This is a genomic window from Stenotrophomonas sp. PAMC25021, assembly GCF_004795795.1.
Classification (GTDB): domain Bacteria; phylum Pseudomonadota; class Gammaproteobacteria; order Xanthomonadales; family Xanthomonadaceae; genus Stenotrophomonas; species Stenotrophomonas muris.
In genome coordinates this window covers 3,576,750-3,601,095 of the sequence record NZ_CP039255.1, presented here as the reverse complement: position 1 = coordinate 3,601,095, position 24,346 = coordinate 3,576,750, and the positions used below count along the sequence as shown (strand labels likewise).

22 protein-coding genes are annotated in these 24,346 nt (G+C 68.0%); 8 read left to right on the top strand and 14 right to left on the bottom strand.

The window, feature by feature from the left end:
* Positions 1-356 precede the first annotated feature (356 nt).
* On the bottom strand, positions 357-1,595 hold the full coding sequence (gene dksA, locus E5790_RS16655) for an RNA polymerase-binding protein DksA (protein WP_111205992.1): 1,239 nt from the start codon (positions 1,593-1,595) through the stop codon (positions 357-359).
* Between the two features lie 271 nt (positions 1,596-1,866).
* On the opposite strand from dksA, the gene yidD reads away from it, so the two are divergent.
* Genes yidD through E5790_RS16640 form a run of 3 tightly spaced genes read left to right on the top strand, consistent with a single transcriptional unit; the run spans position 1,867 to position 4,314 of the window.
* Positions 1,867-2,121, top strand: a complete 255-nt coding sequence (gene yidD, locus E5790_RS16650) for a membrane protein insertion efficiency factor YidD (protein WP_014037867.1) — start codon at positions 1,867-1,869, stop codon at positions 2,119-2,121.
* Position 2,122: 1 nt separating this feature from the next.
* Positions 2,123-3,469: a dihydroorotase gene (locus tag E5790_RS16645; RefSeq protein WP_014647796.1), complete on the top strand. Its 1,347-nt coding sequence runs from the start codon at positions 2,123-2,125 to the stop codon at positions 3,467-3,469.
* Positions 3,469-4,314: a M23 family metallopeptidase gene (locus E5790_RS16640; protein WP_153643659.1), complete on the top strand. Its 846-nt coding sequence runs from the start codon at positions 3,469-3,471 to the stop codon at positions 4,312-4,314. The genes E5790_RS16645 and E5790_RS16640 overlap by 1 nt, the downstream gene beginning before the upstream one ends.
* An 89-nt stretch (positions 4,315-4,403) precedes the next feature.
* Here the strand turns inward: E5790_RS16640 and E5790_RS16635 are convergent, their stop codons facing one another.
* From E5790_RS16635 to efp, 5 genes are all read right to left on the bottom strand, one after another.
* Positions 4,404-5,108 carry a squalene/phytoene synthase family protein gene (locus tag E5790_RS16635; protein WP_111205991.1) on the bottom strand — a complete coding sequence of 235 codons (705 nt, stop codon included), beginning with the start codon at positions 5,106-5,108 and terminating at the stop codon, positions 4,404-4,406.
* An 11-nt stretch (positions 5,109-5,119) separates the two neighbouring features.
* On the bottom strand, positions 5,120-5,815 hold the full coding sequence (locus tag E5790_RS16630; RefSeq protein ID WP_014647799.1) for a phosphoglycolate phosphatase: 696 nt from the start codon (positions 5,813-5,815) through the stop codon (positions 5,120-5,122).
* Complete coding sequence (ubiG, locus tag E5790_RS16625) at positions 5,812-6,528, bottom strand: bifunctional 2-polyprenyl-6-hydroxyphenol methylase/3-demethylubiquinol 3-O-methyltransferase UbiG (RefSeq protein WP_014647800.1); 717 nt, start codon at positions 6,526-6,528, stop codon at positions 5,812-5,814. Before ubiG ends, E5790_RS16630 begins: the two co-directional genes overlap by 4 nt.
* 26 nt (positions 6,529-6,554) lie before the next feature.
* Positions 6,555-7,898, bottom strand: coding sequence for a TRZ/ATZ family hydrolase (locus E5790_RS16620; protein ID WP_111205990.1), 1,344 nt, complete (start codon positions 7,896-7,898; stop codon positions 6,555-6,557).
* A gap of 206 nt (positions 7,899-8,104) precedes the next feature.
* Positions 8,105-8,671: an elongation factor P gene (efp, locus tag E5790_RS16615; RefSeq protein ID WP_005410381.1), complete on the bottom strand. Its 567-nt coding sequence runs from the start codon at positions 8,669-8,671 to the stop codon at positions 8,105-8,107.
* Between the two features lie 96 nt (positions 8,672-8,767).
* Here efp and epmB point away from each other — a divergent pair, with 96 nt between their 5' ends.
* On the top strand, positions 8,768-9,808 hold the full coding sequence (epmB, locus tag E5790_RS16610) for an EF-P beta-lysylation protein EpmB (protein ID WP_087948696.1): 1,041 nt from the start codon (positions 8,768-8,770) through the stop codon (positions 9,806-9,808).
* Between the two features lie 67 nt (positions 9,809-9,875).
* On the opposite strand, the gene E5790_RS16605 is transcribed toward epmB, so the two are convergent.
* From E5790_RS16605 to E5790_RS16595, 3 genes are all read right to left on the bottom strand, one after another.
* Positions 9,876-12,002, bottom strand: coding sequence for an EAL domain-containing protein (locus E5790_RS16605; protein ID WP_014647803.1), 2,127 nt, complete (start codon positions 12,000-12,002; stop codon positions 9,876-9,878).
* Positions 11,999-12,874: a phosphate/phosphite/phosphonate ABC transporter substrate-binding protein gene (locus tag E5790_RS16600; RefSeq protein WP_227864238.1), complete on the bottom strand. Its 876-nt coding sequence runs from the start codon at positions 12,872-12,874 to the stop codon at positions 11,999-12,001. The genes E5790_RS16605 and E5790_RS16600 overlap by 4 nt, the downstream gene beginning before the upstream one ends.
* 103 nt (positions 12,875-12,977) lie before the next feature.
* A complete protein-coding gene (locus tag E5790_RS16595; protein ID WP_032956141.1) occupies positions 12,978-13,748 on the bottom strand; it encodes an RNA methyltransferase in 771 nt (256 codons plus the stop codon).
* Between the two features lie 120 nt (positions 13,749-13,868).
* Between E5790_RS16595 and E5790_RS16590 the strand changes: the two genes are divergently transcribed.
* On the top strand, positions 13,869-14,696 hold the full coding sequence (locus E5790_RS16590) for an inositol monophosphatase family protein (protein WP_005417749.1): 828 nt from the start codon (positions 13,869-13,871) through the stop codon (positions 14,694-14,696).
* 666 nt (positions 14,697-15,362) lie between these two features.
* On the opposite strand, the gene htpX is transcribed toward E5790_RS16590, so the two are convergent.
* Positions 15,363-16,229, bottom strand: coding sequence for a protease HtpX (gene htpX, locus E5790_RS16585; protein WP_014647806.1), 867 nt, complete (start codon positions 16,227-16,229; stop codon positions 15,363-15,365).
* A 93-nt stretch (positions 16,230-16,322) separates the two neighbouring features.
* On the opposite strand from htpX, the gene gluQRS reads away from it, so the two are divergent.
* The 3 genes from gluQRS to phaR all read left to right on the top strand — a co-directional run bounded on the left by gluQRS (position 16,323) and on the right by phaR (position 18,717).
* Positions 16,323-17,243, top strand: coding sequence for a tRNA glutamyl-Q(34) synthetase GluQRS (gene gluQRS / locus E5790_RS16580; protein WP_111205989.1), 921 nt, complete (start codon positions 16,323-16,325; stop codon positions 17,241-17,243).
* Between the two features lie 17 nt (positions 17,244-17,260).
* A complete protein-coding gene (locus E5790_RS16575; protein ID WP_014647808.1) occupies positions 17,261-18,001 on the top strand; it encodes a beta-ketoacyl-ACP reductase in 741 nt (246 codons plus the stop codon).
* A 182-nt stretch (positions 18,002-18,183) separates the two neighbouring features.
* Entirely contained in the window at positions 18,184-18,717 is a 534-nt protein-coding gene (gene phaR / locus E5790_RS16570) for a polyhydroxyalkanoate synthesis repressor PhaR (RefSeq protein ID WP_041864232.1), read from the top strand.
* A 74-nt stretch (positions 18,718-18,791) separates the two neighbouring features.
* Here the strand turns inward: phaR and E5790_RS16565 are convergent, their stop codons facing one another.
* The 4 genes from E5790_RS16565 to E5790_RS16550 form a co-directional block, all read right to left on the bottom strand.
* The gene (locus E5790_RS16565; RefSeq protein WP_049405938.1) at positions 18,792-19,754 is read right to left on the bottom strand and encodes a TraB/GumN family protein; all 963 of its coding nucleotides are present in this window, start codon (positions 19,752-19,754) and stop codon (positions 18,792-18,794) included.
* Between the two features lie 2 nt (positions 19,755-19,756).
* Positions 19,757-20,686 (bottom strand): DUF1684 domain-containing protein, encoded by a 930-nt coding sequence (locus E5790_RS16560; RefSeq protein ID WP_049442406.1) that lies wholly within the window; start codon positions 20,684-20,686, stop codon positions 19,757-19,759.
* Positions 20,687-20,697: 11 nt separating this feature from the next.
* Positions 20,698-22,602, bottom strand: coding sequence for a DNA mismatch repair endonuclease MutL (gene mutL, locus E5790_RS16555; protein ID WP_049442405.1), 1,905 nt, complete (start codon positions 22,600-22,602; stop codon positions 20,698-20,700).
* A 146-nt stretch (positions 22,603-22,748) separates the two neighbouring features.
* Positions 22,749-24,317 carry an N-acetylmuramoyl-L-alanine amidase gene (locus tag E5790_RS16550; RefSeq protein ID WP_136191778.1) on the bottom strand — a complete coding sequence of 523 codons (1,569 nt, stop codon included), beginning with the start codon at positions 24,315-24,317 and terminating at the stop codon, positions 22,749-22,751.
* Positions 24,318-24,346 lie beyond the last annotated feature (29 nt).

Sequence of the window (24,346 nt, the reverse complement as noted above, 5' to 3'; positions counted from 1 at the left end):
AATCAGGGGACGACGCGGAGAGCCAGCCGACCAGCAGTCGGCTCTACAGGATAGAGCCGCCTCTTCGCCCCTGATTCCCCTGCGGTGCTCGGCTCGCTACAAGGCGGACTCAACAGCCGCGAGCGCACGCATGACCGTTCCTGATAGAGCCAAGCCATGCTTGGCTGCCTTTGCTTTTGCTTTTGCTCTTCCTTGCCCTCCGGCTTCGGCCTGAGCCGAGCGTGGGCTCGGCTCTACATCGGACCCACCCGCAGGCTCCACCCGATACCCGGAAGGCGCTCTACACAGCCAACTCGAACCCAACAAAAAACCCGGCCGAAGCCGGGTTTTCTGCATGACCAGACAACGATCAGGAATCAGTCGCCCTGCTGCTTCTGCAGATGCTCCCAACGCTCCTGGGCATCGATGGTGCGCTCGGCGGTCAGGCGCGCCTCCAGGCGCTCCAGGCCGATTTCTTCGCCGGTGTCGACGCAGTAACCGTAGTCGCCCGCTTCCAGGCGCTTCAGGGTGCTGTCGATCTTGCCGATCAGCTTGCGGTAGCGGTCGCGGGTACGCAGTTCCAGCGAGTTCTCGGTTTCGCGGGTCGCGCGCTCGGCTTCGTCGCCGATGTCACGCACTTCCTCGCGCAGGTTCTCGATGGTCTGCTTGGACTCTTCCACCAGGTCCGCGCGCCAGTTCTGCAGGCGCTGGCGGAAATACTCCTGCTGCAGCGGGCTCATGTATTCCTCTTCCGAGGACGGCTTGTAGCCAGCCGGCAGGATCGGGCGGCCGGTGGCCTCGTCGGTCTTGTATTCGACCACCTTGTACTTGCTGCGCGGGGCCGGTGCTGCCGAGCGGGCGGCGACGGCCACGGCAACCTTGCCGACAGGGCGCGACACGGTCTTCGGGGCGGAATCGGATTTCACGGCGGTTTTGGCAGGCGATTTCGAAACGGGCACGGGATTCTTGGATTGCGGGGCCTTCGAAGCGGCAAGAGCGGCGGCCGGGGCCGGCTTGGGGGCCGGTTGGGCTGCTGCCACTGCCACGGTCTTGGCCGGGACAGGCTTGGCCGGAGCCGGCTTGGCAGCAGGCTTCGGTGCGGACTTCACTACTGGGGCCGGGGCCGGCTTTACGGCCGGTGCGGCAACATTCTTGGCAACCTTCTTTGCAGCGGCAGGCGTGGCGACCGGCTTGGCCGCAGCGACCTTCTTTGCCGCCGGCTTGGCGACCGGCTTGGCGACCGGCTTGGCTGCAGCCTTCTTCACCACCGCCTTCGGCGCCGGCTTGGCTGCTGCCTTCTTGACCACCGGCTTGGCGACGGTCTTCTTCACCGGCGCAGCCTTGCTGACGGCCTTTTTCACCGGCGCCTTCTTGCTGGCAGCGGCTGGCTTGGCCTTGGCGGGCGCAGCGGCCTTCTTCGCCACCGGCTTGGTTGCCTTGACAGGCGTTTTCTTTGCGGTGGCCTTCCTGGCCGCCGGTTGCGAGGACGCTGCCTTGGTCGCCGGCTTGCTCGCCGGCTTCTTGGCAACGGGCTTTGCCGCCAACTTCTTCACAACAGGCTTGGCGGTTTTCTTGGCGGCCGTTGCGGCCTTCTTTGCAGTTTTTTTAGCAGCCACGAAACGCTCTTCCTTGGATTCCCCGGGGCCCGGGAAAGCGGGCCTTTATAGCCTACCCGACCCGCAGCAGCAACCTCGGCACCCTGCTCCATTCAGTCCTGGAGCCAAGGCGCCCAATGGGCAGTCCGACGAACACGGACCGCCTTGCGCGGTACGGAACCTGGTCAGCACCCGACGGTGCTGGTACCGGTCGCAGGCCATCGGCGACATGCGACCAACGGCCCATCCTGCACAAATGCGGCCTTCATGCCAACTGGCATAAGATGACTGGGTGATCTCGCGCCTGCTCATCGCCCTGCTGCGCTTCTACAAGCGCTTCATCAGCCCCTTGCTGGGGCCCCGCTGCCGTTTCGTGCCGAGCTGTTCTGAATACGCGATGGACGCGATCTCGCGGCACGGCCCGCTGCGCGGCAGCTGGCTGGCTGCGCGCAGGCTGGGCCGCTGCCACCCGTTCCATCCCGGCGGCTTCGACCCCGTGCCCGAGTCCCCCAACGCCCCCTCTTGCCGTTGCACAGGAAAACATTGACATGTCCTCCACCCTCATCACCAATGCCCGCATGGTCAACGAAGGCCGCACCTTCGACGGCGACCTGCGCATCGAGAACGGCCGCATCGCGCAGATCGGCAACGGGCTGGCGCCGCGCGACGGCGAGCAGGTGGTGGACGCGGCCGGGCGCTGGCTGCTCCCGGGCATGATCGATGACCAGGTGCACTTCCGCGAACCGGGCCTGACCCACAAGGGCGACATCGCCAGCGAATCGGCGGCGGCCGTGGCCGGTGGCCTGACCAGCTTCATGGACATGCCCAACACCAACCCGCCGACGCTGGATTCGACCATCCTGGAAGCCAAGTACGAGCTCGCGCGCGGCCGCGCCTGGGCCAACTACGGCTTCTACCACGGCGCCAGCAATGACAACCTGGACGCCATCCGTGCGCTGGACCCGAAGAAGGCGCCGGGCGTGAAGGTGTTCATGGGTGCTTCGACCGGCAACATGCTGGTCGACAACCCCGAAACGCTGGACGCGATCTTCCGCGAATGCCCGACCCCGATCATCACGCACTGCGAAGACACGCCGATGATCGATGCCAACCTGAAGGCCTTCCAGGAAAAGTACGGCGATGCGCTGACCCCGGACATGCACCCGGACATCCGCTCGCGCGAAGCCTGCATCAAGTCGACCCGCCTGGCGATGTCGCTGGCGCGCAAACACGGCACCCGCCTGCACGTGCTGCACATCTCCACCGCCGATGAACTGGCGCTGTTCGAGAAGGGCCCGCTGATCCGCGCCGATGGCAGCCGCAAGCAGATCACCGCTGAAACCTGCGTGCACTTCCTGCACTTCGCGCGCCCGGACTATGCGACCAAGGGCAACCTGATCAAGTGCAACCCAGCCATCAAGGAAGTGTCCGACCGCGAGGCGATCACCGCTGCGCTGGCCGACGACGTGCTGGACGTGCTGGCTACCGACCACGCGCCGCACACCTGGGAAGAGAAGCAGAAGCCCTACGCGCAGGCCCCCTCCGGCCTGCCACTGGTGCAGTACGCGCTGGTGGCCGCGCTGGAGCGCGTGCACGAAGGCAAGCTGACCCGCGAGCAGGTGGTGCAGAAGTTCGCCCACGCCCCGGCGCAGCTGTTCGACGTGGAAGAACGTGGTTTCCTGCGCGAAGGCTACTTCGCCGATCTGGTCCTGGTCGAAGACGTGCCGTTCACGGTCAAGCGCGAGGACGTGCTGTCCAAGTGCGGCTGGTCGCCGTTTGAGGGCACCACCTTCCGTTCGCGCGTCGCCTCCACCTGGGTCAACGGCCAGTTGGTGTGGGACGGCAGCAACCTGGTGGGCGAACCCGCCGGCCAGCGCATGACCTACGACCGCTGATGCGCTCGGCACTTCTGATCGGGTCGCTGCTGGCCGCGCCCCTGTTTTCCGTACCCGCGGCGCAGGCGCAGGATGGCATTGGCAGCCTGATCGACAGCCGCGTGGTGTTCCCGACCAGTGCGTCGCAGGGCGCACTGGTGATCGGCAAGGTTCCCGCCGGCAGCCGCGTGCAGTACGCCGGTCGCCAGCTGCGGGTGAGCGGCTACGGCAGCGTGGTGTTCGGCATCGGCCGTGACGAGAAGGGCCCGCTGCGCGTGCAGGTGCAGCGCCCCGATGGTGGCAGCGAGACCGCGACCATTGCGGTGACGCCGCGCGACTGGCCCACAGAGCGGGTCAATGGCGTGCCGCCGAAGACGGTCAACCCGCCGCCGGCGATTGCCGAGCGGATCAAGCGCGAACAGGCGCAGGTGACCGCCGCACGCGCCCGCGATGACGACCGTACCGACTTCACCCAGACCTTCATCTGGCCGGTGCAGGGCCGCATCAGCGGCCGCTTCGGCAATGCCCGCGTGTACAACGGCCAGCCCGGTGCCGGTCATTCCGGCATGGACATCGCGGTGCCGACCGGCACGCCGGTGAAAGCACCGGCCGCCGGCATCGTCACCTTCGCCGGCCCGGACCTGTACCTGACCGGCGGCACGTTGCTGCTCGACCACGGCTTCGGGGTCAGCTCCAACTTCCTGCACCTCTCGCGCATCGACGTAAAGGTCGGCGACCGGGTTGAACAGGGCCAGGTGATCGCTGCGGTCGGCGCCACCGGCCGTGCCACCGGCCCGCACCTGCACTGGGGCATGAACTGGTTCGAGACCCGTATCGACCCGCTACTGGTGCTGGAGCGCAAGTAACGGTAGTGCCGGCCGCTGGCCGGCAACCTCATCCTCTTCCGCGCCCTGCTGGATGCCGGCCAGCGGCCGGCACTACCAGGTACGTTGGATCAACCGCGCGCGGCCCACCACACGCGCAGCAGGGTGCGCACCGGGGTGGCCTCGATCGGCTTGCCTGCGGCCTGTGCCGCCAACCGCGCACGCGCCAGGCTGGACCACACACGGCGCGGGCGCGGGCCGGGCACGCGGGTGCCCCACCCCTTCAACAGATGCTGCGCCCAGCGCTGTGCGGCATTGCTGGCGTCCTCGTCCAGCAGGCTGCGCGGCACACCCGCCACGCCAGCGTCCTGCAGGCGCTGCGCCAGGGTCTGCAGCTGCACCGCACGACCGGCGCCGGTGCGCGGCTTGTCAGCGAACAAGGCCGCCTCCACCGCGGCTACGGCCTCGGCGTAGTTCGCCAGCGCGCGCTCGGCGCCGGCCGCATCCAGCGCGACCGTGCGCGCTTCAACCAGATCTGGAAGTGCTTCGGCCAACTGGGCCCACGGTGCACGCACCGGCTCCAGCAGCCTGCCCAGCGGATGGCGCGAGCGATGTCCCGCCCAGCTGCGCAGCTCCTCGCCCCACCACGCCAGCTTGGCGTCGGCCGGCAGCGGATCGCCGCTGGTGTTGAGCATGTCGTCGAACTCCTGCAGCAGCGCGAACCACGCCACTGCAAGCTCGCGTTGCGATTCGGCCACGAACGGGGCGGCCACCGACCATTCCGGCCAACGGCTGCGCCACTTGTCGAGGAAACTGTCCAGCGCGGTACTGCTCACTACACCATTCCTTACGGCTGGGCCGGGGCTGCCGGCCGGGTCGGCCAGAGACTGGCCAGTTGCAGAAGTTCAGCGTTCTCGACCAGCACGTCGGCCTGCCAGGCCAGCGGATCGTCGCTGTGCAGGCGGTAGCCCCACAGGGCTGCCACCGACGGCATGGCCGCGGCCCGCGCGGCGATGATGTCGCGCTCGTCGTCACCCACGTACACGCAGTCTTCGGCGGCAACGCCAATGGCCTGCGCAGCGTGCAGCAGCGGCAGCGGGTGAGGTTTGCGCTCGGCCAGGCTGTCACCGCCGACCAGCACTGCGCAGCGCTGCTGCCAGCCGTGCTGCGGCAGGATCAGCCGCGCCAGGTACTCGGGCTTGTTGGTGACGATGCCCCATACGGTGCCGGCGTCATCCAGCGCGGCAAGCATGCCGGCCACGCCATCGAACAGCACCGCGTGTTGGCCGATCAGCGCTTCGTAGCGCTGCAGGAATTCCGGAATCAGTGCATCTCGCGCAGCGGCATCCAGGTCCGGGAAAGCGGCCCCGACCATCGCGCGCGAGCCCTTGGATACCACCGGGCGCAGCACCGCCGGATCGATCGGCGCACGACCACGCTCGGCCAGCATCGCGTTGCAGGTGGCGACGAAGTCCGGCGCGCTGTCCAGCAGGGTGCCGTCCAGGTCGAACAGCACCGCACGCGGGAAGCGGGCGGCGGTCATGCCGGCTTGACCGCGTAGGCCAGGTAGTTGATGTCGGTGCGGCTGCTCAGGCGGGCATGGTTGCGCCACGGCTCGTAGGCCATGCCGCTGACATCCACCAGCTGCAGGTCGGCCTCGCGCAGCCAGCGCGCCAGCTCGGCCGGCTTGATGAATTCCTGGTAGTGGTGCGTGCCCTTGGGCAGCAGGCGCGCCACGTACTCGGCGCCGACGATCGCCACCGCGAACGCGGCGGCGGTGCGGTTGATGGTCGACAGGAACAGGTGGCCGCCCGGCTTCAGCAGGCGCTTGCAGGCCTCGATGATCGCGCCCGGGTCCGGCACGTGCTCCAGCATTTCCATGCAGGTGACCACGTCGAAGCTGCCCGGCTGCTCGGCGGCCAGATCCTCGGCCGCCTGCACCCGGTAATCGACCTGGGCGCCGCTTTCCAGCGCATGCAGGCGCGCGACCTTGACCAGCTCCGGGGCCAGGTCGATGGCGGTGACGTCAGCACCGGCCTGGGCCAGCGCTTCGCTCAACAGGCCGCCACCGCAGCCGATGTCGAGCACGCGGGCGCCGCGCAGCGGCACGCGGTCAGCCACGTACTGCAGGCGCACCGGATTCAGCGCATGCAGCGGCTTCTGCGGGCCGTCAGCGTCCCACCAGCGGTTGGCCAGCGCAGCGAACTTGTCCAGCTCGGCCTGATCGAAATTTGAGGAAGCGTGGGGGGCAGTCATGGGGGATGTCCTTGCGGCGCCAGGGTTCAGGCGCGGATATGGCGGATGCGCTCGCGCCACTGGCGCGCGTTGGCGATGATGCCCGGCAGGTCCATGCCGACCAGCTCGCGCTGCACCAGCTTCGGCTTGCCGGCGATCCAGACATCGCTGACCTGCTGGCGGCCGGTGGCGTACACCAGCTGCGACAGCACGTTGTGCAGCGGCTGTGTTTCCAGCGCGGACAGATCAACGCAGACCAGGTCGGCCTGCTTGCCGACTTCGATCGAGCCGATGCGGTCGCCGAAGCCCAGCGCGCGTGCGCCACCCAGCGTGGACGCGCGCAGCGTGGTTGCCGCGTCCAGTGCAGTGGCGTCGTCGGCCACGGCCTTGGCCAGGATCGCCGCGGTGCGGTTCTCGCTGAACATGTCCAGGTCGTTGTTGCTGGCGCAGCCATCGGTACCGATCGCCAGGTTCACGCCTGCGCGCTGCAGGGCGCAGGCCGGGCAGAAACCGGAGGCCAGCTTCAGGTTGGATTCCGGGCAATGCACCACGCTGACGCCACGTTCGGCGCACAGGTGGATTTCCGCATCGGTCAGCTGGGTCATGTGCACCGCGATCAGGCGGTCGTTGACCAGGCCGAGCCGATCCAGCCGCGCCAGCGGGCGCTGGCCGTGCAGCCTGATCGAATCGTTGATTTCCTGCGCGGTCTCGTGGGTGTGCAGGTGCACCTGCATGTCGAGCTGGTCGGACAGCATCCGCACCCGCTCGAAGTTGGCATCATTGACCGTGTAAGGCGCATGCGGCGCGAACGCGGTGCCGATCAGCGGATCGTTGCGCCACTGGTCGTGCAGTTCACCGGCCTTGGCGAAGTACTCGTCGTCGCTCTTGGCCCAGGCGGTGGGGAAATCGATGATGACCGCGCCCACCAGCGCGCGGAAACCGTGTTTCTTGTAGACCGCGGCCTGCACGTCGCCGAAGAAGTAGTTCTCGTTGGCGCAGGTGGTGCCGCCGCGCAGCATCTCGGCGATGGCCAGGGTGGTACCGTCGGCAACGAATTCGGGGCCGATCACCGCCGCTTCCACCGGCCAGATGTGCTGCTGCAGCCAGGTCATCAGCGGCAGGTCGTCGGCAACGCCGCGCAGCAGGGTCATCGGGTTGTGCGTGTGCGCGTTGACCAGGCCCGGCATCAGCGCAGCCTCGGGTCGGCTCACCACCTGGGTGGCGCGGAAGCGTGCGCGCGCCTCGGCACGCGGCAGGATGGCCACGATCTCGCTGCCACGCACGGCAACGGCATGGTCTTCCAGCACCACCGCATGCGGCTCGATCGGAACGACGTAACCGGCTTCGATGAGCAGGTCGCAGGCTTCGGGGAGGTGCGGGCTATCGCTCATGCGGGCTCACTGGCTGTGGGGGCGGCGAGATACTTCTGGGGACACGCCCCTGAGTAAGGGGCTGCCGCGAAGCGGCGGGGTCTGGAGACCCGTGAAGCGGGGCCCATGATCTGCCGAAGCAGATCATGGGAGCGCCAGCGCGAATGTGCTGGCGCGTACCCGGCCAGCGGCCGGCATTACCGCAAGGTCGGCCTATGGCCGGAACCTTACTTGACGCGTGCGGAGTATTCGCCCGAACGGGTGTCGACGCGGATCACTTCGTCCTGGTTGACGAACAGCGGCACGCGGACCACGGCGCCGGTTTCCAGGGTGGCCGGCTTGCCGCCGCCGCCCGAGGTGTCGCCACGGACGCCCGGATCGGTTTCGGTGATCTTCAGTTCGACGAAGTTCGGCGGCTGCACGAAGATCGGCTCACCGTTCCACAGGGTGACCACGCAGGACTCTTCGCCCTTCAGCCACTTTTCGGCGCCGCCCATGCCGGCCTTGGTGGCCTGGACCTGCTCGAAGGATTCCGGGTCCATGAAGTGCCAGTACTCACCGTCGCTGTACATGAAGTTCATGTCGGTATCGACGACGTCGGCTGCATCCAGCGAGTCGGTCGACTTCATGGTCACTTCCTGGGTACGGCCGTCCTTGATCAGGCGGTACTTCACGCGGGTGAAGGCCTGGCCCTTGCCCGGCTTGACGTATTCGGTGTCGATGATGACGGCCGGTTGGTTGTTGACCAGGATCTTCATCCCGTTCTTGACGTCGTTCATGCCGTAGCTGGCCATGCGTAAACTCCTGAGTGGCAAAAACGCCGCGGGTGCGGCGAGCCGTTAGAATGGAAAGCCCACCGGGTGCCGGTGGGCGACTGTTTTTCTGCCCCCATGATAACCGCAGGCCCCCTCTCCATGCAGCTTTCCGCCTTCCCCCGGCCCCAGTCGCCAGGCGCGCCCGCGCGCTGGCAGCAGCTCTGGCGCCAGGCGCTGCGCGACCCGCACGCCCTGCTGGCCCGGCTGCAGCTGGACCCGGCCGCGCTGGGTGTCTCGGAGGCGGCCATTGCCCAGTTCGCGCTGCGCGTGCCGGAGGGCTTCGTGGCGCGCATGCGCGTGGGCGACGCGGCCGACCCGCTGCTGCGCCAGGTGCTCCCCGTCGACGAGGAAATGCGCCCGGCACCCGGGTTCAGTTTCGATGCGGTGGGTGATGGTGCCGCCAGGAAGGCCACCGGCGTCATCCAGAAGTACCGTGGACGCGCCCTGCTGGTCGCCACCGGCAGTTGCGCGATCAACTGCCGCTACTGCTTCCGCCGCCACTTCGACTATGCCGCGGAAAACGCCGCCAAGGGCGGCTGGCAGGAGGCCGTAGCGGCCATCGCGGCCGACCCGGACATCGACGAGGTCATCCTGTCCGGCGGCGACCCGCTGTCACTGGCCACGCACAAGCTGGCCGAGCTGACCGATGCGCTGCGCGCGATCCCGCACATCCGCCGCCTGCGCATCCACACCCGGCTGCCGATCGTGCTGCCGGAGCGCGTGGACGAGGAGCTGCTGGCCTGGCTGGGCAGCCTGCCGTGGCCGCTGGCGATCGTGGTCCACGCCAACCATGCCAATGAGTTCGACGCCAGCGTGGACGCTGCGATGAGCCGCCTGCGCGGCGTCGGCGCCCAGCTGCTTAACCAGGCCGTCCTGCTGCGCGGGGTCAACGACAGCGTGCAGGCCCTGCAGGACCTGAGCGAGCGCAGCTTCGCCGCCGGCGTGCTGCCCTATTACCTGCACCAGCTGGACCGGGTCGAGGGCGTGGCCCACTTCGAAGTGGACGACAGCCAGGCCAAGGCGCTGATTGCCGGCCTGACCGCACGCCTGTCCGGCTACCTGATCCCCAAGCTGGTGCGCGAACTGCCCGGCGACCCGAGCAAGCGCCCGCTGTAATTCCGCAGGGGGTCAGATCCCTTTTTCCTGCGGAAAAGGGATCTGACCCCGACACAACAACCGTCGGTCAGAGGCCCGATTCGATCATCCGCACCACTTCGGTGGCGGTCACCGGGTGGCTCAGCCAGTAGCCCTGGCCAAGATCGCAGCCGCGCTGCACCAGCAGTTCGAACTGCGCCTGCTGCTCGATGCCTTCGGCCACCACCGTGATGCCCAGCGCGTGGGCCATGGCGATGATGGCCGTGGTCAGTGCCAGATCGTCGGGATCGCGCTGCATGTCGGCCACGAAACTCTTGTCGATCTTCACGCCGTCCACCGGCACCTGGCGCAGGTGGCTGAGACCGGAGAAGCCCGTTCCGAAATCATCCAGCCAGACCTTCACGCCGGTGCGGTGCAGCTTGTCCAGCAGCTGCGCGGCAACCATCTCGTCGCCGATCACTGCGGTTTCGGTCAGCTCCAGGTGCAGGCGCGAGGCCGGTAGCCCGGACTCATGCAGGCACTGTGCAACCAGCGCCGGCAGCTCGCCGCCGCGCAGCTGCCGCGGTGATACGTTCACCGACACGAACAGATCGTCGCCGCCCGCACCCCGTGGCCACTGCGAGGCTTCCATGCAGGCCGCACGCAGCACCTTCGGGCCGATGATCTCGATCAGCCCGCTCTGCTCGGCCACTTCGATGAACACCGACGGCGGAATCGTACCCAGGGTCGGATGCTGCCAGCGCAGCAGCACTTCGACGCCGACCATGCGGCGGTCGCGCATGCGGAAGATCGGCTGGTAGGCCAGGCGCAGCTCGCCGCGCTCCCAGGCCCCGCGCAGTTCCTGCTCCATGTGCACGCGGCGCTCGACCGCATGGTCCATCGCCCGGCTGTAATGGCGGTAGCAGTTCTTGCCGGCCATCTTCGCCTGGTACATGGCGATGTCGCCGTTCTTCAGCAGCGTGGTCGCATCGGCAGCATCGTCCGGGAACAGGGTCACGCCGATCGAGGTCCCCAGGAACAGCTCCCTGCCCTGTACCACCAGCGGCTTGCCCAGTTCGCGCACCAGCACCTCGGCCAGCAGCCGGGCGTTCGCGGCCACGTCGCCATCGCCGACCAGGATCACGAACTCGTCGCCGCCGAAGCGGGCCAGCAGCGCCTCATCGCCTCCCGCTTCGGCAACCGCGCGCCCGATGCGCTGTGCGAACTGCAACAGCGCTTCGTCACCGGCCTCATGGCCAAGGGTATCGTTGACGCGCTTGAAGTCGTCGATATCGGCGAACAGCAGGCCCAGCCGATGATTGGATGCGCGCGCCGCCATCAGGCGATGGTCCAGTGCTTCCCGGAACGCCAGCCGGTTGGTCAACCCGGTCAGCGCATCGGTATAGGCCATGCGCCGCACCTCGCGGTCATGGCGGGCGATGGAATCGCGCATCCGGGCAAAGCCGCGCACCAGCTCGCCGACCTCGTCATTGCGGGTGTTCTCGGCCAGCGGCGCCTGGTAGTCGCCAGCCTCGATGCGGCGTGCCGCAGCGGCCAGGTCCCGGATCGGCGCCACCAGGGTGCGCTGCACGTACAGGATCACCGCCACGCCGATCACCACCAGCAGGCCCAGCATCAGCAGCAGCCAGCCCAGGTGGCGGCTGCCGACCTGCTGCAGGCGCTCGCCGAGCGTGGCATTGGCTGCCTGTTCGCGCTGCTGCACCTCGTCCAGCGCCATGCCGACGCGGACGCCGCCGATGCGCTGGTTGCCGACCATGATCGGCATGGTGTTGTCGAGCACCTTGGGCGATTCCTGCACCACCAGCGCCTGCGCCACCGCGGCCTTGGGAGCGAGCGGGTCGGCCATCGGCTGGCCGAAGCCGGACACCTCGATCGAGCCGTCATGCACCAGCCGGCCACGGTCGTCGAACACCAGCACATAGCGCACGACCGGCTGCCGTGCGGTGCTGCGCACCAGCGCACCGACCTGGTCCAGGTCGCGGTAGTACAACGGGTTGGCCAGCGCGTCGGACAGCTCGCGCGCCATCGCTTCGCCGCGGCTGCGCACGCTGCGGTCGAACAGTTCATGGATGACGCCACCACTGAGGTTGCGCACCTCGCCCTGCATCGCCGCCTGCCGCCCCAGCAACACTGCCAGGATCGCCACCACCACGACCATCGCCCCGCCCATCGCGAGCAGGAACCGGGCCTGCATTCCCGAGCCGAGCCACTTCATTCCACTTCCATCCGCACGCGCGTCAATCCTTGTTTCAATTCATCCAGCCGCTGCTGCGCATGCGCATCGACACGGTGGAAACCGGAAGTACCGAAAAACCGATGCAACGCCCCCTGCGCCTGCGGGTCACTGGCCGCCTGCAGCAGGACGTCCTGCAGCCGGTCACGCACCCGCGGGTCGAGGTCGGCGCGCACCATCTCCACCGCCCGCGGGTAGGGCCTGGTGCGCAGCAGCTCGCGGAAGTCGCGCCGGAATGCCGCCGGCATCCGTCGCTCGTCGTTCCAGTCCACGCTGCTCACCGCCCCCACGTCAACCACGCCCTTGTGCACGAACGTAGCGATGTTCAACTCGCTGCGCGCGAACACATACCCCACACTGTCCCGGCCCGGCATGTCCCACACGCCGGCCAGGATCTGCGGCGCCAGCCCCTCCTGCAGCAGCGTCATCACCGGCACCAGGTAGGCACTGGTGGACGCCGTGTTCTGCAACGCCAGGCGATGCCCACGCATATCCTGGATGCGCTGGACCGGACTGTCGCGGCGCACGAAGAACACGGTCTGGTACTCACGCACACCATTGCGCTCGGTCAGCAACAACGGCCGCGCGCCACTGCGCTGGCCGAGTGCCACCGCCGTACCCGACGTTTCCGTGACCCAGTCGACCCGCCCCCGCCGCAGATAGCTGGCCATCTGCTGCGGGTCGCGCGCCATCAGGATCCGCCCCTCCTTGATGCCGACGTCATGCATGCGTGCCACCACATAGTCCAGCAACGGCTGCAGCTGCTCGTAATGGGCCTTGGGATCATCGCTGATCCGGCCCAGCACCAGCACCGGGTCCGGTGCTGCATGCACCGTCCCGGCCAGCAGGATCATGACCAGGCTCAGCAGTCCCCTCTGCACTGCCCTTCGCAGACCCGACACAGGCTTCATCCCCCCTGGGTATCCGGACAGACTACCCGAAAAAATGAGAACGTCGTCAGCTGTCCTTGTTGCCCGCTTGTGCCAGTCGCGCCATGCGCTGGGTGTCGGCCAGGATGCCGCGCAACAGGCGCACTTCCTGCTCGCTCGGCTCGCTGCGCAGGAACAGGCGGCGCAACTTGCGCATCGCTGATTCCGGTGCGCGGCCCTTGTGGAAATCGATCTCGTCCAAGGTGTCGCCGAGCTGGGCGAAGAAGCTCTCCATCTGCTCATGGCTGGCGGCCTGTTCGCGGAAACCCGGCTCGGCGTCGGCGGCCGGCTGCGCGCCCAGCAGCTGCATGCGCGTTTCATAGGCCAGCACCTGCACCGCGGCTGCCAGGTTGAGCGAGCTGAACGCCGGGTCGGATGGAATATGCACCGCCGCATGGCAGAGCTGCAGTTCCTCGTTGGTCAGCCCGGTGCGCTCGCGACCGAACACCAGCGCCACCTCGGCGCCCTCGCCCGCCTTGGCCACCGCACGGGCGGCGGCATCGGCCGGCAGGTACTCCTCCAGCTGGACGCGGCGGGCACGGGCGGTGCAGCCCAGCACCAGTCGGCAATCGGCCACGGCCTCGGCCAGGGTGGCCACCACCGGGGCGTCCCCCAGCACGTCTTCGGCACCGGCCGAGCGGCGGAAAGCCTCCTCGTCCAGCGGTTTTTCGGGGGCGACCAGCACCAGGCGGGCCAGGCCCATGGTCTTCAGGGCACGGGCGGCAGCGCCCATGTTGCCGGGGTGCTGGGTACCGACCAGGACGAATCGGAGGCGGGTGGCGGCGGGAAACTGGGACATGAACAGGGAAAAGGTCGAGCTGGACGATGACCAATGGTAAACTGTGCGGCCGGCCACTGCGCCGGACCCGCTCTTTTCCCCCGCCAGTCCATCTCTTCTGCCTTTCCGGGAGCCCACGCCATGCAGAAACCCGCCGTCACCGTCATGGTCAAGGCCGCCCGCCTCGCCGGCAACGTCCTGTTGCGCAACATCAACAAGCTCGAGGCACTGAACGTAGTGCAGAAGGGCCGGATGGACTACGCCAGCGAAGTGGATGCGGACGCGGAAAAGGTCATCGTCAAGGAACTCAAGCGCGCTTACCCGGACTACGGCATCTTCGGCGAAGAAGGTGGCGTGCAGGGCGAGCGCCGCCAGATGTGGGTCATCGACCCGCTGGACGGCACCAGCAATTACCTGCGCGGCGTGCCGCACTACTGCGTGTCGATCGCCCTGGTCGAGAATGGCGAACCGACCGATGCGGTCATCTTCGACCCGCTGCGCAATGAACTGTTCACCGCAAGCCGTGGCGCTGGCGCCGTGCTGAACGACCGCCGCATCCGCGTGGCCGATCGCAAGGACCTGGAAGGCACGATGATCCACACCGGCTTCGCACCGCGCGAGCGCAGCCGTGCCAGCGCCCAGCTGAAGGCGGTTGACGCCCTGCTGGTGCACGGCGAGGACATCCGCCGCACCGGCTCGGCCGCACTGGACCTGGCCTACGTGGCCTGCGGCCGCGCCGACGCCTACTTCGAAGCCGGCGTGAAGGCGTGGGACATCGCCGCCGGCCTGCTGCTGGTCCGCGAGGCGGGTGGCAAGGTCTGCGACTTCAAGGGCGCGACCCTGGGCCGCATGGACAACCGTGGCCCGGAGACCCACCAGATCGTGGCCGGCAACCTGAAGGTGGCCGAGTCGCTGCAGAAGGTGCTGGTCAACACCGGCTATGCGGCGGAGTTCGACGCGAAGTTCTGAGGTTTCGCGTAATGCGGTTCATGGAGACGGCACCTGCGAGGGTGCCGTTTTCGTTTGTGCGCACGGAGAGTCGTTTCCGCGACCGCGGAGGGGTGTCACTTTCTTTGCGCGCAAAGAAGGTAACCAAAGAAACGCTCCGCCGGCCGCGAGCCGTCGCTACGCGACGGTTCCCTGCGCTTCTCGGAGAATCAGGGGACGGCGCCGAACTCGCTGCGCTCAGACACCGGCGCCTCTTCGCCCCTGATTCCCCTGCGATGCTCGGCTCGCTCAAGGCGGACTGGAAGGTCAAGATCAAGAACAACAGCAGCCACGCATCGCGAAGATGTACTGGGTGCAGCTGTGGCATTTGACCTTGGGTCCGCCTTGAGCGAGCCGAGCACCGCAGGTCCGGCGAGGGCGAAGAGGTGCGGGTGTCTGAGCGCAGCGAGTTCCCGCACCGTCCCTCGACGGGCCGAGGAGCGCAGGGTACCGGCGTGCGCAGCACGTCGGCTCGCGCCCCGGCGGCGTGTTTCTTTGGTTACTTTCTTTGCACGAGCAAAGAAAGTGACACCTCCCCGCAGGCGCGGAAACGATCCGCCGGGCACGATCCGGCATCAGCAATGCATCGCGCAAACAAAAACGCCCGGCGCGAAGCCAGGCGTTCCTGCACTACCGTGGAGCGGTGGCTTACGCCGCCGTCGACGCCCGCAGCGCGGCGATGCGCTCTTCCAGCGGCGGGTGGCTCATGAACAGCTTCTTGGCCGTCGAACCGGAAATGCCGAAGGCGGCAATCTGGGTCGGCAGCGTGCTCTGGCCGTGGTTCAGCTGCAGGCGCTCCAGCGCGGCGATCATCTTCTGGCGGCCCGCCAGCGAGGCACCACCCGCATCGGCACGGAACTCGCGGTGGCGCGAGAACCACATCGAGATCATCGTGGCGAACAGGCCGAACACCATCTCCAGCACGAACACGATGATGTAGTAGGCGAAGCCGCGGCCGCCGCCTTCGCGGTTGCCCGACAGCGCGCTGTCGATGATGCCGCCGACCACGCGGGCCAGCACGATCACGAAGGTGTTCAACACGCCCTGCAGCAGTGCCATGGTGATCATGTCACCGTTGGCGACGTGGGCGATCTCGTGGCCCAGCACCGCTTCGGCCTCGTCTTCACTCATGTTGTGCAGCAGGCCGGTGGACACCGCCACCAGCGCGTTGTTGCGGTTGGCACCGGTGGCGAAGGCATTGATCTCCGGGCCGTCATAGACCGCCACTTCGGGCATGCCGATGCCGGCCGCCTTGGCCTGCCGCTCGACGGTGGCCAGCAGCCAGCGCTCGGTCTGGTTGCGCGGCTCGGTGATCACCACCGCACCGGTGGAGCGCTTGGCCATCCACTTGGACAGCAGCAGCGAGATGAAGGAGCCACCGAAGCCGAAGATCGCGGCCATGACCAGCAGGCCACTCATCTGGCTCGGATTGACCCCCAGCAACGACATCACGATGCTGGCGAGGATCAGGACCGCGAAGTTGGTCGCCAGGAACAGGGCAATGCGGGTAAACATGGGAAAATCCGGCTCGGAAGGGGTCGATACCAGTCAATTTGCGGTGTGGTCAGCTTGAATTCAAGCGCCAACCTGACCGACGATTCAGCCAGCATGACCTCCCCCATTTCCTGCGGCCGCTTCGCGCCCTCGCCGACCGGCCTGCTCCACCCCGGATCCCTGCTTGCCGCCTTCGGCAGCTGGCTGCTCGCCCGCCATCACGGCGGCCTGTGGCGGCTGCGCATTGAAGACGTCGATCCGCCGCGCACGGTGCCTGGCGCCGCGGAGGCACAACTGCAGGCGCTGGCCGCCTTCGGCCTCACCCATGACGGCCCGGTCCTGTGGCAGAGCGCGCGCGGGGAGGCCTACCAGGCCGCGCTCGACGTGCTGCTGGCCAGCGATCTGGCCTTTGTCTGCCACTGCAGCCGCAGCGAACTGGCCGCCAGCGGCGGCATCCACCACCGCTGCGTTGCGCGACAGCCACGACCGGACCCTGCCGTCCGCTTCCGCGTGCCACGCGGCAGCATCGTGCACTTCAATGATGGCCTGCGCGGGCCGCAGCACCAGGACGTGCATGCCGAGGTTGGCGACTTCGTGCTGCGCCGTGCAGATGGCTGCTGGGCCTACCAGTTGGCCGTGGTGGTCGATGACGCCGAACAGGGCGTGACCGAAGTGGTGCGCGGCGCCGACCTGCTCGATTCCACCGCGCGGCAGATCCTGCTGCAGCAGGCGCTGGGCCTGGCCGTGCCACGCTACTGGCACCTGCCGCTGCTGCTCGATGCACCGGGGCACAAACTGTCCAAGTCGCTGGCGTCGCTGCCGGTGGACAGCACGCGGCCGGTGCCGGTATTGCGCGCGCTCTGGCAGCTGCTGGGCCAGGCGCCTGCCGCACTGGACGGCGCCGATGAGCGGGATGCGCTGCTGGAGGCTGCGCAACGGGCGTTCGACCCGGCGCGGCTGCCGCGGACCGACATCCTGTTGCCGGCCGGCGCACTTTCCGCGCCGATGTTGCAGAATCCCCCTTCCCCCACCTGATACCCGGACAGCACTCCATGACATCTCGCGTCGCACTGGTCACCGGCGGAACCGGCGGCATCGGTACCGCCATCTGCCAACGCCTGGCCGACCAGGGCCACCGGGTCGCCACCAACTACCGCGACGAGGCCAAGGCCCGCGCCTGGCAGCAGGCGATGACCGAGCGCGGCTACCACGTGGCGATCTTCCCGGGCGATGTCTCCGATCCGGACAGCGCCGAAGCACTCGTGCGCGCCGTCGAGGCCGAGCTGGGCCCGGTCGAGATCCTGGTCAACAACGCCGGCATCACCCGTGACACCACCTTCCACCGCATGCGCGCGGACCAGTGGCACGATGTGATCAACACCAATCTCAACTCGGTGTTCAACGTCACCCGGCCGGTCATCGAGGGCATGCGCCGCCGCGGCTGGGGCCGGGTCATCCAGATCAGCTCGATCAACGGCCTGAAGGGCCAGTACGGCCAGGCCAACTACGCTGCGGCCAAGGCCGGCATGCACGGCTTCACCATCTCGCTGGCCCGCGAGAACGCCGGCTTCGGCATCACTGTCAACACCATTTCGCCCGGCTACGTCGCCACCGACATGGTGATGGCGGTTCCGGAGGACGTGCGCGCCAAGATCATCGCCGACATCCCGACCGGACGCCTCGGCAAGCCGGAAGAAATCGCCTATGGCGTGTCCTTCCTGGTGGCCGAGGAAGCCTCGTGGATCACCGGCAGCAACCTGGACATCAACGGCGGACACCACATGGGCTGGTGAGCCGCGCAGGGGGCGCCGCGGCATGCACCGGCGGCCCCTGCCGATGGTCATGCTGCGCAGCACGCAAACCCTTGTTGCGCAACATGATCGCCCCTGAAAGCCAAGCCTGGCGGGGGCTGGGGCGGTTGCAACCGCTGCTGCACTGCGCCATGCTGCGCGTCTACTGTGACGAGTACCGCTTCATGGCTGCGACCCGCATCATCAAGAAGTATCCGAACCGCCGTCTCTACGACACCGAGATCTCCAGCTACATCACCATCGAGGACGTGCGCCAGCTGATCCTGGATGGTGAAGACTTCGAAGTCCGCGACGCCAAGAGCGGCGACGACCTCACTCGATCGGTCCTGCTGCAGATCATCGCCGACCAGGAACAGGACGGCGAGCCGATGCTGTCCACCCAGCTGCTGAGCCAGCTGATCCGCTTCTACGGCGATTCCCTGCAGGGCTTCATGGGCAACTATCTGGAGCGCAGCATGCAGGTCTTCCTCGACCAGCAGCAGCAGTTCCGCCAGCAGATGGGCAACCTGCTGGGCCAGACCCCGTGGGCGATGATGAACCAGCTGACCGAGCGCAACCTGGAGTTGTGGCAGGAATTCCAGCGCAGCATGGGCAGCGGTTTCGGTGGCCCGCGCCCCGGCGGTACCGGAACGGGAACCGGCACCGGCAACAAGCCCGGCGAACCGGGCACCGGCACCGGCGGCAAGACCCGCCGCTGAACGGCAGCTACGGCTGATACGAAAACGGCGCGCCCCTGGCGCGCCGTTCTGTTTGGCATCGCGCCAACGATGCGTCAGCGTTTCGCCTTGCACCCCGTGCACACGCGCTCGACCTTGTAGCCCTTGGCCTTCAGCTTCTCGACCACGCCATCACTGCCCAGCAGGTGCAGCGTGCCGACCACCACCAGCGTACCGCCCTGCCCGGCCTGCAGGTACGGCTGCAGCTTCGGCACCCAGGCATCGTTGCGCCCGGTGTTGATGCGCTGGTACAGCTGCGGATACTGCTGGCGCATCTCCGCCGCCATCTTGGTCCACAGCAGGCGCTCGTCGCCGCGACGCCATGCATCATGCAGCAGCCGCGCCTGCTCATCGGCCTTGCCGGCCTGGTCCAGCGCTTCGGCCAGCATCTGCCGCTGCTCCTGCACCGTCATCCCGTCAAGCATGCCGATCTGGGTATCGATGTCCTCCAGGCCCGCCGTCTTGCGGCCGGTCTTCTGCGCACGCTCCATGAAGTGGCGGTCCAGGCCCAGCGCCGGGTCCAGGCCCAGTTTCTGCATCTGCCCGACCGAAATGCTCAGGCCGACAAACCAGGCCTTCATGCCCTGCATCTGCGCCAGCGGCAGCTGGTTCTGGGCAGCAAAGGCCTGCAGCTTCTGCCAGGTCGGCGCATCCAGATCACGCTTCAGCTCGCTGCCATCGGTGCGGGTCGCGGCCTGCACCATGCGGCTGGCCAGCTGCGGCGACTGCATGTCTTCCGGCGACAGCTCGAACACCACCCGCTGCGAGGCCTCGAACGCCTGCTCGACATCGGGCGACAGCGGGTAGTCCTGCGGCTTCAGCAGGTGGAACGACCCCAGCAGGTACACGCGTGCATCGCCCGGGCCGGTGACTTTCCACAACAGCGGTACGGGCGGCTTGGCCGCCGCCGCGGTCGCGGCCGCAGCCGTGGTGCCCGGCGCATCGCGGGCAGTGGCCAGGGGTGCCATCGCGCACGCCGCCATCAGCAGCGCGGCACGGAACAGGTGTTTGATCGGCATGGTCAGCCTTCTCCTTCAGGCAGGTGGTACGCCTTCTCGCCCGCTTCCACGTGCAGGTCCAGCCGGTTTTCCGGTGGCGCCAGCGGACAGGTGGCGTAGGCGGTGAACGCGCACGGCGGGTTGTAGGCATGGTTGAAATCGATGCGCACGGTGCCGTCTGCGGCGGGCGCATCGGTATCCAGGTAGCGACCGGCCGGATAGCTGCCGCGGCCGCTGGTGCGGTCGGCGAAGATCAGGAACAGCGGCTGCCCGGGCGCACCGATCGCTTCCAGCCGCCAGCTGCGACCATCGCGTTCGAACTCGACCGCGCCGGCATTGGGCATCTCGGTGGTCAGGCCGGTGATGTCGACGATCGGCAGGGTCTTGCCCGGCGGGTGCGCGATGAAGCGCGCCTGCACCTGCCAGTCCACGCCGCCCGGCCAGTACTGCAGGCCGGCAAAGTCACGCCGCGCAGGCGCATCGGCATGCTTGACCCGCAGCGCGTCCCGCGGCCCCCGGCGGATGATGCTGAGCTGGCCCTTGCCGCCATCGAAGGCCAGCAGCGTCGGTTGCGCGTCCTTGTCGGTGTCAACGCGGATGCGGCCGCGCACCGGCAGGCCATCATGACTGACATCGACACCGGCTTCAGGCGTGAACCACCACTGCGTCCCTTCGCGACGCAGCAGGCCCAGCTTGTCCGGGCCAACCGTCAGGCGGATGCCGTTGGTAGCGCCGCTGCCAACGAAATGCGATTTGTTCTGCAGCCAGTGCAGGCCCACCAGCGCCGTCCAGCCATCGGGCCGGGTCAGGTCCTGGTAGCGCGCTACACGCCATTGTTGCTGCGCGGCCGCGTAGGCCGGATCTTCAGCGGCCGTCGGCACCGGCGGTGTTGCCGGGCTGCAGGCGGCCAACACCACGGCGGCCAGCAGGCCCGCCATTCCCCGATAACGCATCGATGCTCCCCTCAACGTCCGCGCAGGAACCAGCGGTCGATCTCCGCCAGCGAAAAACGGGCCCAGGTCGGTCGGCCGTGGTTGCACTGGCCGGACCGTTCGGTGATTTCCATGTCGCGCAGCAGCGCGTTCATTTCCGGCAGGGTCAAGCGCCGGTTGGCACGCACCGCGCCGTGGCAGGCCATGGTCGAAAGCAGTTCGTCGCGTGCACTGGCCACGCGGCGGCTCTGGCCATGCTCGCGCAGGTCGGTCAGCACGTCGCGCAGCAGCCCTTCCGGTTCGGCATGCGCCAACAATGCCGGAATACTGCGCACGTGCAGCGAACCGGGGCCGGCACGGGTCACCTCGAAGCCGAGCGCCGCCAGGGTTTCAGCTTCGCTCTCGGCGGTGTCGGCCTCGCGCTCGCCCACTGCCAGCGTGATCGGCACCAGCAACGGCTGCGACTGCAGGCCGATGCCATCGTGCGCGTTCTTCAGGCGCTCGTAGCCGATGCGTTCGTGGGCCGCATGCATGTCGACCACGATCAGGCCTTCGGCGTTCTCGGCCAGGATGTAGATGCCATGCAGCTGCGCGATCGCATAGCCCAGCGGCGGCACGCCTGCGTCGGCACTGGTGACCGGCAGTCCGTTCTCGGTCGGCATCGGCGGCAGCGCAGCACCGCGCTCGGCGCCGGCCGGTGCGGCATACAGCGCGGCATAGGCAGCCGGTGCATCGGCCACCTGCAGGCCCAGCGGCTGCTGCGGGCGCCATCCGGAGAATCCGCCACCACCACCTCCCGAGCCGGCACCCGGCGCGGGCCCACGCACCAGCCCGAATCCCGACGCGCCTGCGCTCGATGCCATCGGCATGGCCGTGGCATCCACCGGCTGCGCAGCACCGGCACCGATCTCCTGCGCCGACATGCCGGCGCGGGTATCGGCCAGCGCATCCTTCAGCGTGCGGTAGACGAAATCATGGACCAGCCGCGAATCACGGAAGCGCACTTCGTGCTTGGCAGGGTGCACGTTGACGTCGACGCGGGTCGGATCCAGTTCCAGGAACAGCACATAGGCCGGCTGGCGGCCGTGGTACAGCACATCGCCGTAGGCCATCTTCACTGCGTGGGCGACGCTGCGGTCACGCACCGAGCGACCGTTGACGTACAGGTACTGCTGGTCGGCGCTCGCGCGCGAATAATGCGGCTGCGCGATCCAGCCATGCAGGCGCAGTCCGGCACCGCTGTGGTCCACGCGCACGGCCTGGTTGGCGAAATCCTCGCCCAGCGTTTCGGCAAGGCGTGTATCGGAATACAGATCGCCCGGCTTGTAACGACGCGAGGCCTTGCCGTTGTGCGACACGCGCAGCTCGACATCCGGCCGTGCCAGCGCCAGCGAACGCAGCCACTCTTCGATATGGCCCAGTTCGGTGCGCTCGGCGCGCAGGAACTTGCGCCGCGCCGGCACGTTGTAGAACAGCTCGCGCACTTCCACCGTGGTGCCCGGCGCGTGCGCGCGCGGGGTCACCTCGCCGATCTTGCCGCCTTCGATCTGCAACGCCGAACCGTGCTCGTCATGCGCGCGGCGCGAGGCCAGGGTGAAGCGGCTGACCGAGGCGATCGAAGGCAGCGCTTCACCGCGGAACCCCAGCGTTGCCACCGATTCCAGATCGTCCAGGTCGGCGATCTTGCTGGTGGCGTGGCGCGATACCGCCAGCGGCAGCTGCTCCGGTGCGATGCCGCTGCCATTGTCACGGATGCGGATCAGGCGCACACCGCCCTCTTCCAGATCGATGTCGACGCGGCTGGCGCCGGCATCGATCGCGTTCTCGACCAGTTCCTTGACCACCGACGCGGGCCGTTCGACCACTTCGCCAGCGGCGATCTGGTTGATGAGGATCTCCGGCAACGGCCGGATCGGGCGCGGACCGGGCGCGCTCATGGGAGGTGATGGGCAGCAGACTTCATGGGTCGATGATAGCGGAGCTGCCGAGGATAGAGTCGAGCCATGCTCGACTGCGGGCTACCGACAAGGCCCAGTCGAGCGCGGCTCGACTCTACGGAAAGCAGCAACCCGCCTTCGGCGGCTTACTTGCTGCCGCCGGCCATGGTGCCGGCCGCGTCGATCTCGGCCTGGGCGCGGGCCGCATACAACGTCCCCGGCGGCGGCTGGCGGCTGAAGAAGGTGTGCACGCCGTCCAGCACGGCGCCAGCGATCTTGCGCTGGTACGCCGGGTCCATCAGGCGGCGTTCTTCATCCGGATTGGAGATGAACGCGGTTTCCACCAGCATCGCCGGCATGTCCGAGGTGCGCAGCACCGCGAAGTTGGCGCGCTCGATGTTCGGCTTGTGGTTGTTGCCGATCCGCTTCAGGCCGCCCAGCACGTGGCCGGCCGCGTCTTCGGACGCCTTCATGTAGCCGCTCTGCGCCAGGTCCAGCAGCACGTTGGCCAGGGTGCCTTCGGTCTGCTGCAGGCGCACGCCACCGACCAGGTCGGCCGCGTTTTCCTTGTCCGCCAGCCAGCGGGCGCGCTGCGAAGAGGCGCCCTTGGTCGACAGCACGTAGACCGATGAGCCCGTGGCCGAGCGGTTTTCGGCCGCGTCGGCATGGATCGAGATGAAGATGTCCGCCTTGTTCGCACGCGCCTTCTGCGCACGCATCGGCAGCGGAATGAACACGTCGCTGTCGCGCGTCAGGTAGGCCTTCAGGCCCGGCGTGGCGTTGACCTGGCGGGCCAGCTCGCGCGCCACTGCCAGAGTGACATCCTTCTCGCGCTTGCCGGTCGGGCCGATCGCACCCGGGTCCTGGCCGCCGTGTCCGGGATCGATCGCCACCACCAGGTGGCGCATGCCGGCCTGCATGCGGATACGCGACGCATCGCTGGGCATGACAGGACGCGGCGGTTCCACCGGCGTCGGTGCCGGTGTAGGCACGGTGGCCGGCGGCGTGGTCACCACCGCTGCGGTGCGCTGGCCGGCGAGGATCGCGGCCGGCGAGGACGACGGCGTGCTGCTGGCGGTGACACCGGCCGCAGCAACCTGGGCCGGCGCGGTGGTCGGTGCCGGGGTCGGCGTGGCCGGTGCGGCGGCAGTGGCGCTGGCCTGCTGCTGTACCTGTGCGGTCAGCAGGGCCGTGGCACGCGCGGCATCGGTGCGCGACTGCGCGCTCTCGGCCGGAGTCGGTACTGGTGCAGCTCCCGCCGCGGGCGCCTGCGGCTGCACGGCTGGCGTCGCCGCCGGGCGGCTGCTGGCCAAGGCCGCGCCATCGCCCGGCCATTCGATCACCAGCTTGGATTCATTGCCCTCGCGCTGCATCTGCGGGCGGAACGGCGCCACCGATTCGGCGAGGTCGAAAACGACGCGGAACGTGCCCGGGACCGGCTGTCCGGTACGCACCGCCGTGACCACGCCCTGCGCGGCCGGCATCTTCAGGTTGCGTATGGCGCTGGAGTCGGGGAAATCGACCACCAGGCGGTTCGGGCCGGCCAGCGACAGGGTCTTGTAGCCGCCACTGCCGACCAGCGAGATCTCGGCACGGGTGCCGGTAGCGCCGGTGTTCAGCAGGACCTGTCGGACTTCACCCGCCCACGTACTGACGCTCGCCAGACCCAGTCCGACGGCGGCACAGATGGCGATGAGACGGTTCCCCGGGCGCATGGCTCAGGATTCAATCACCGCGCTGAACG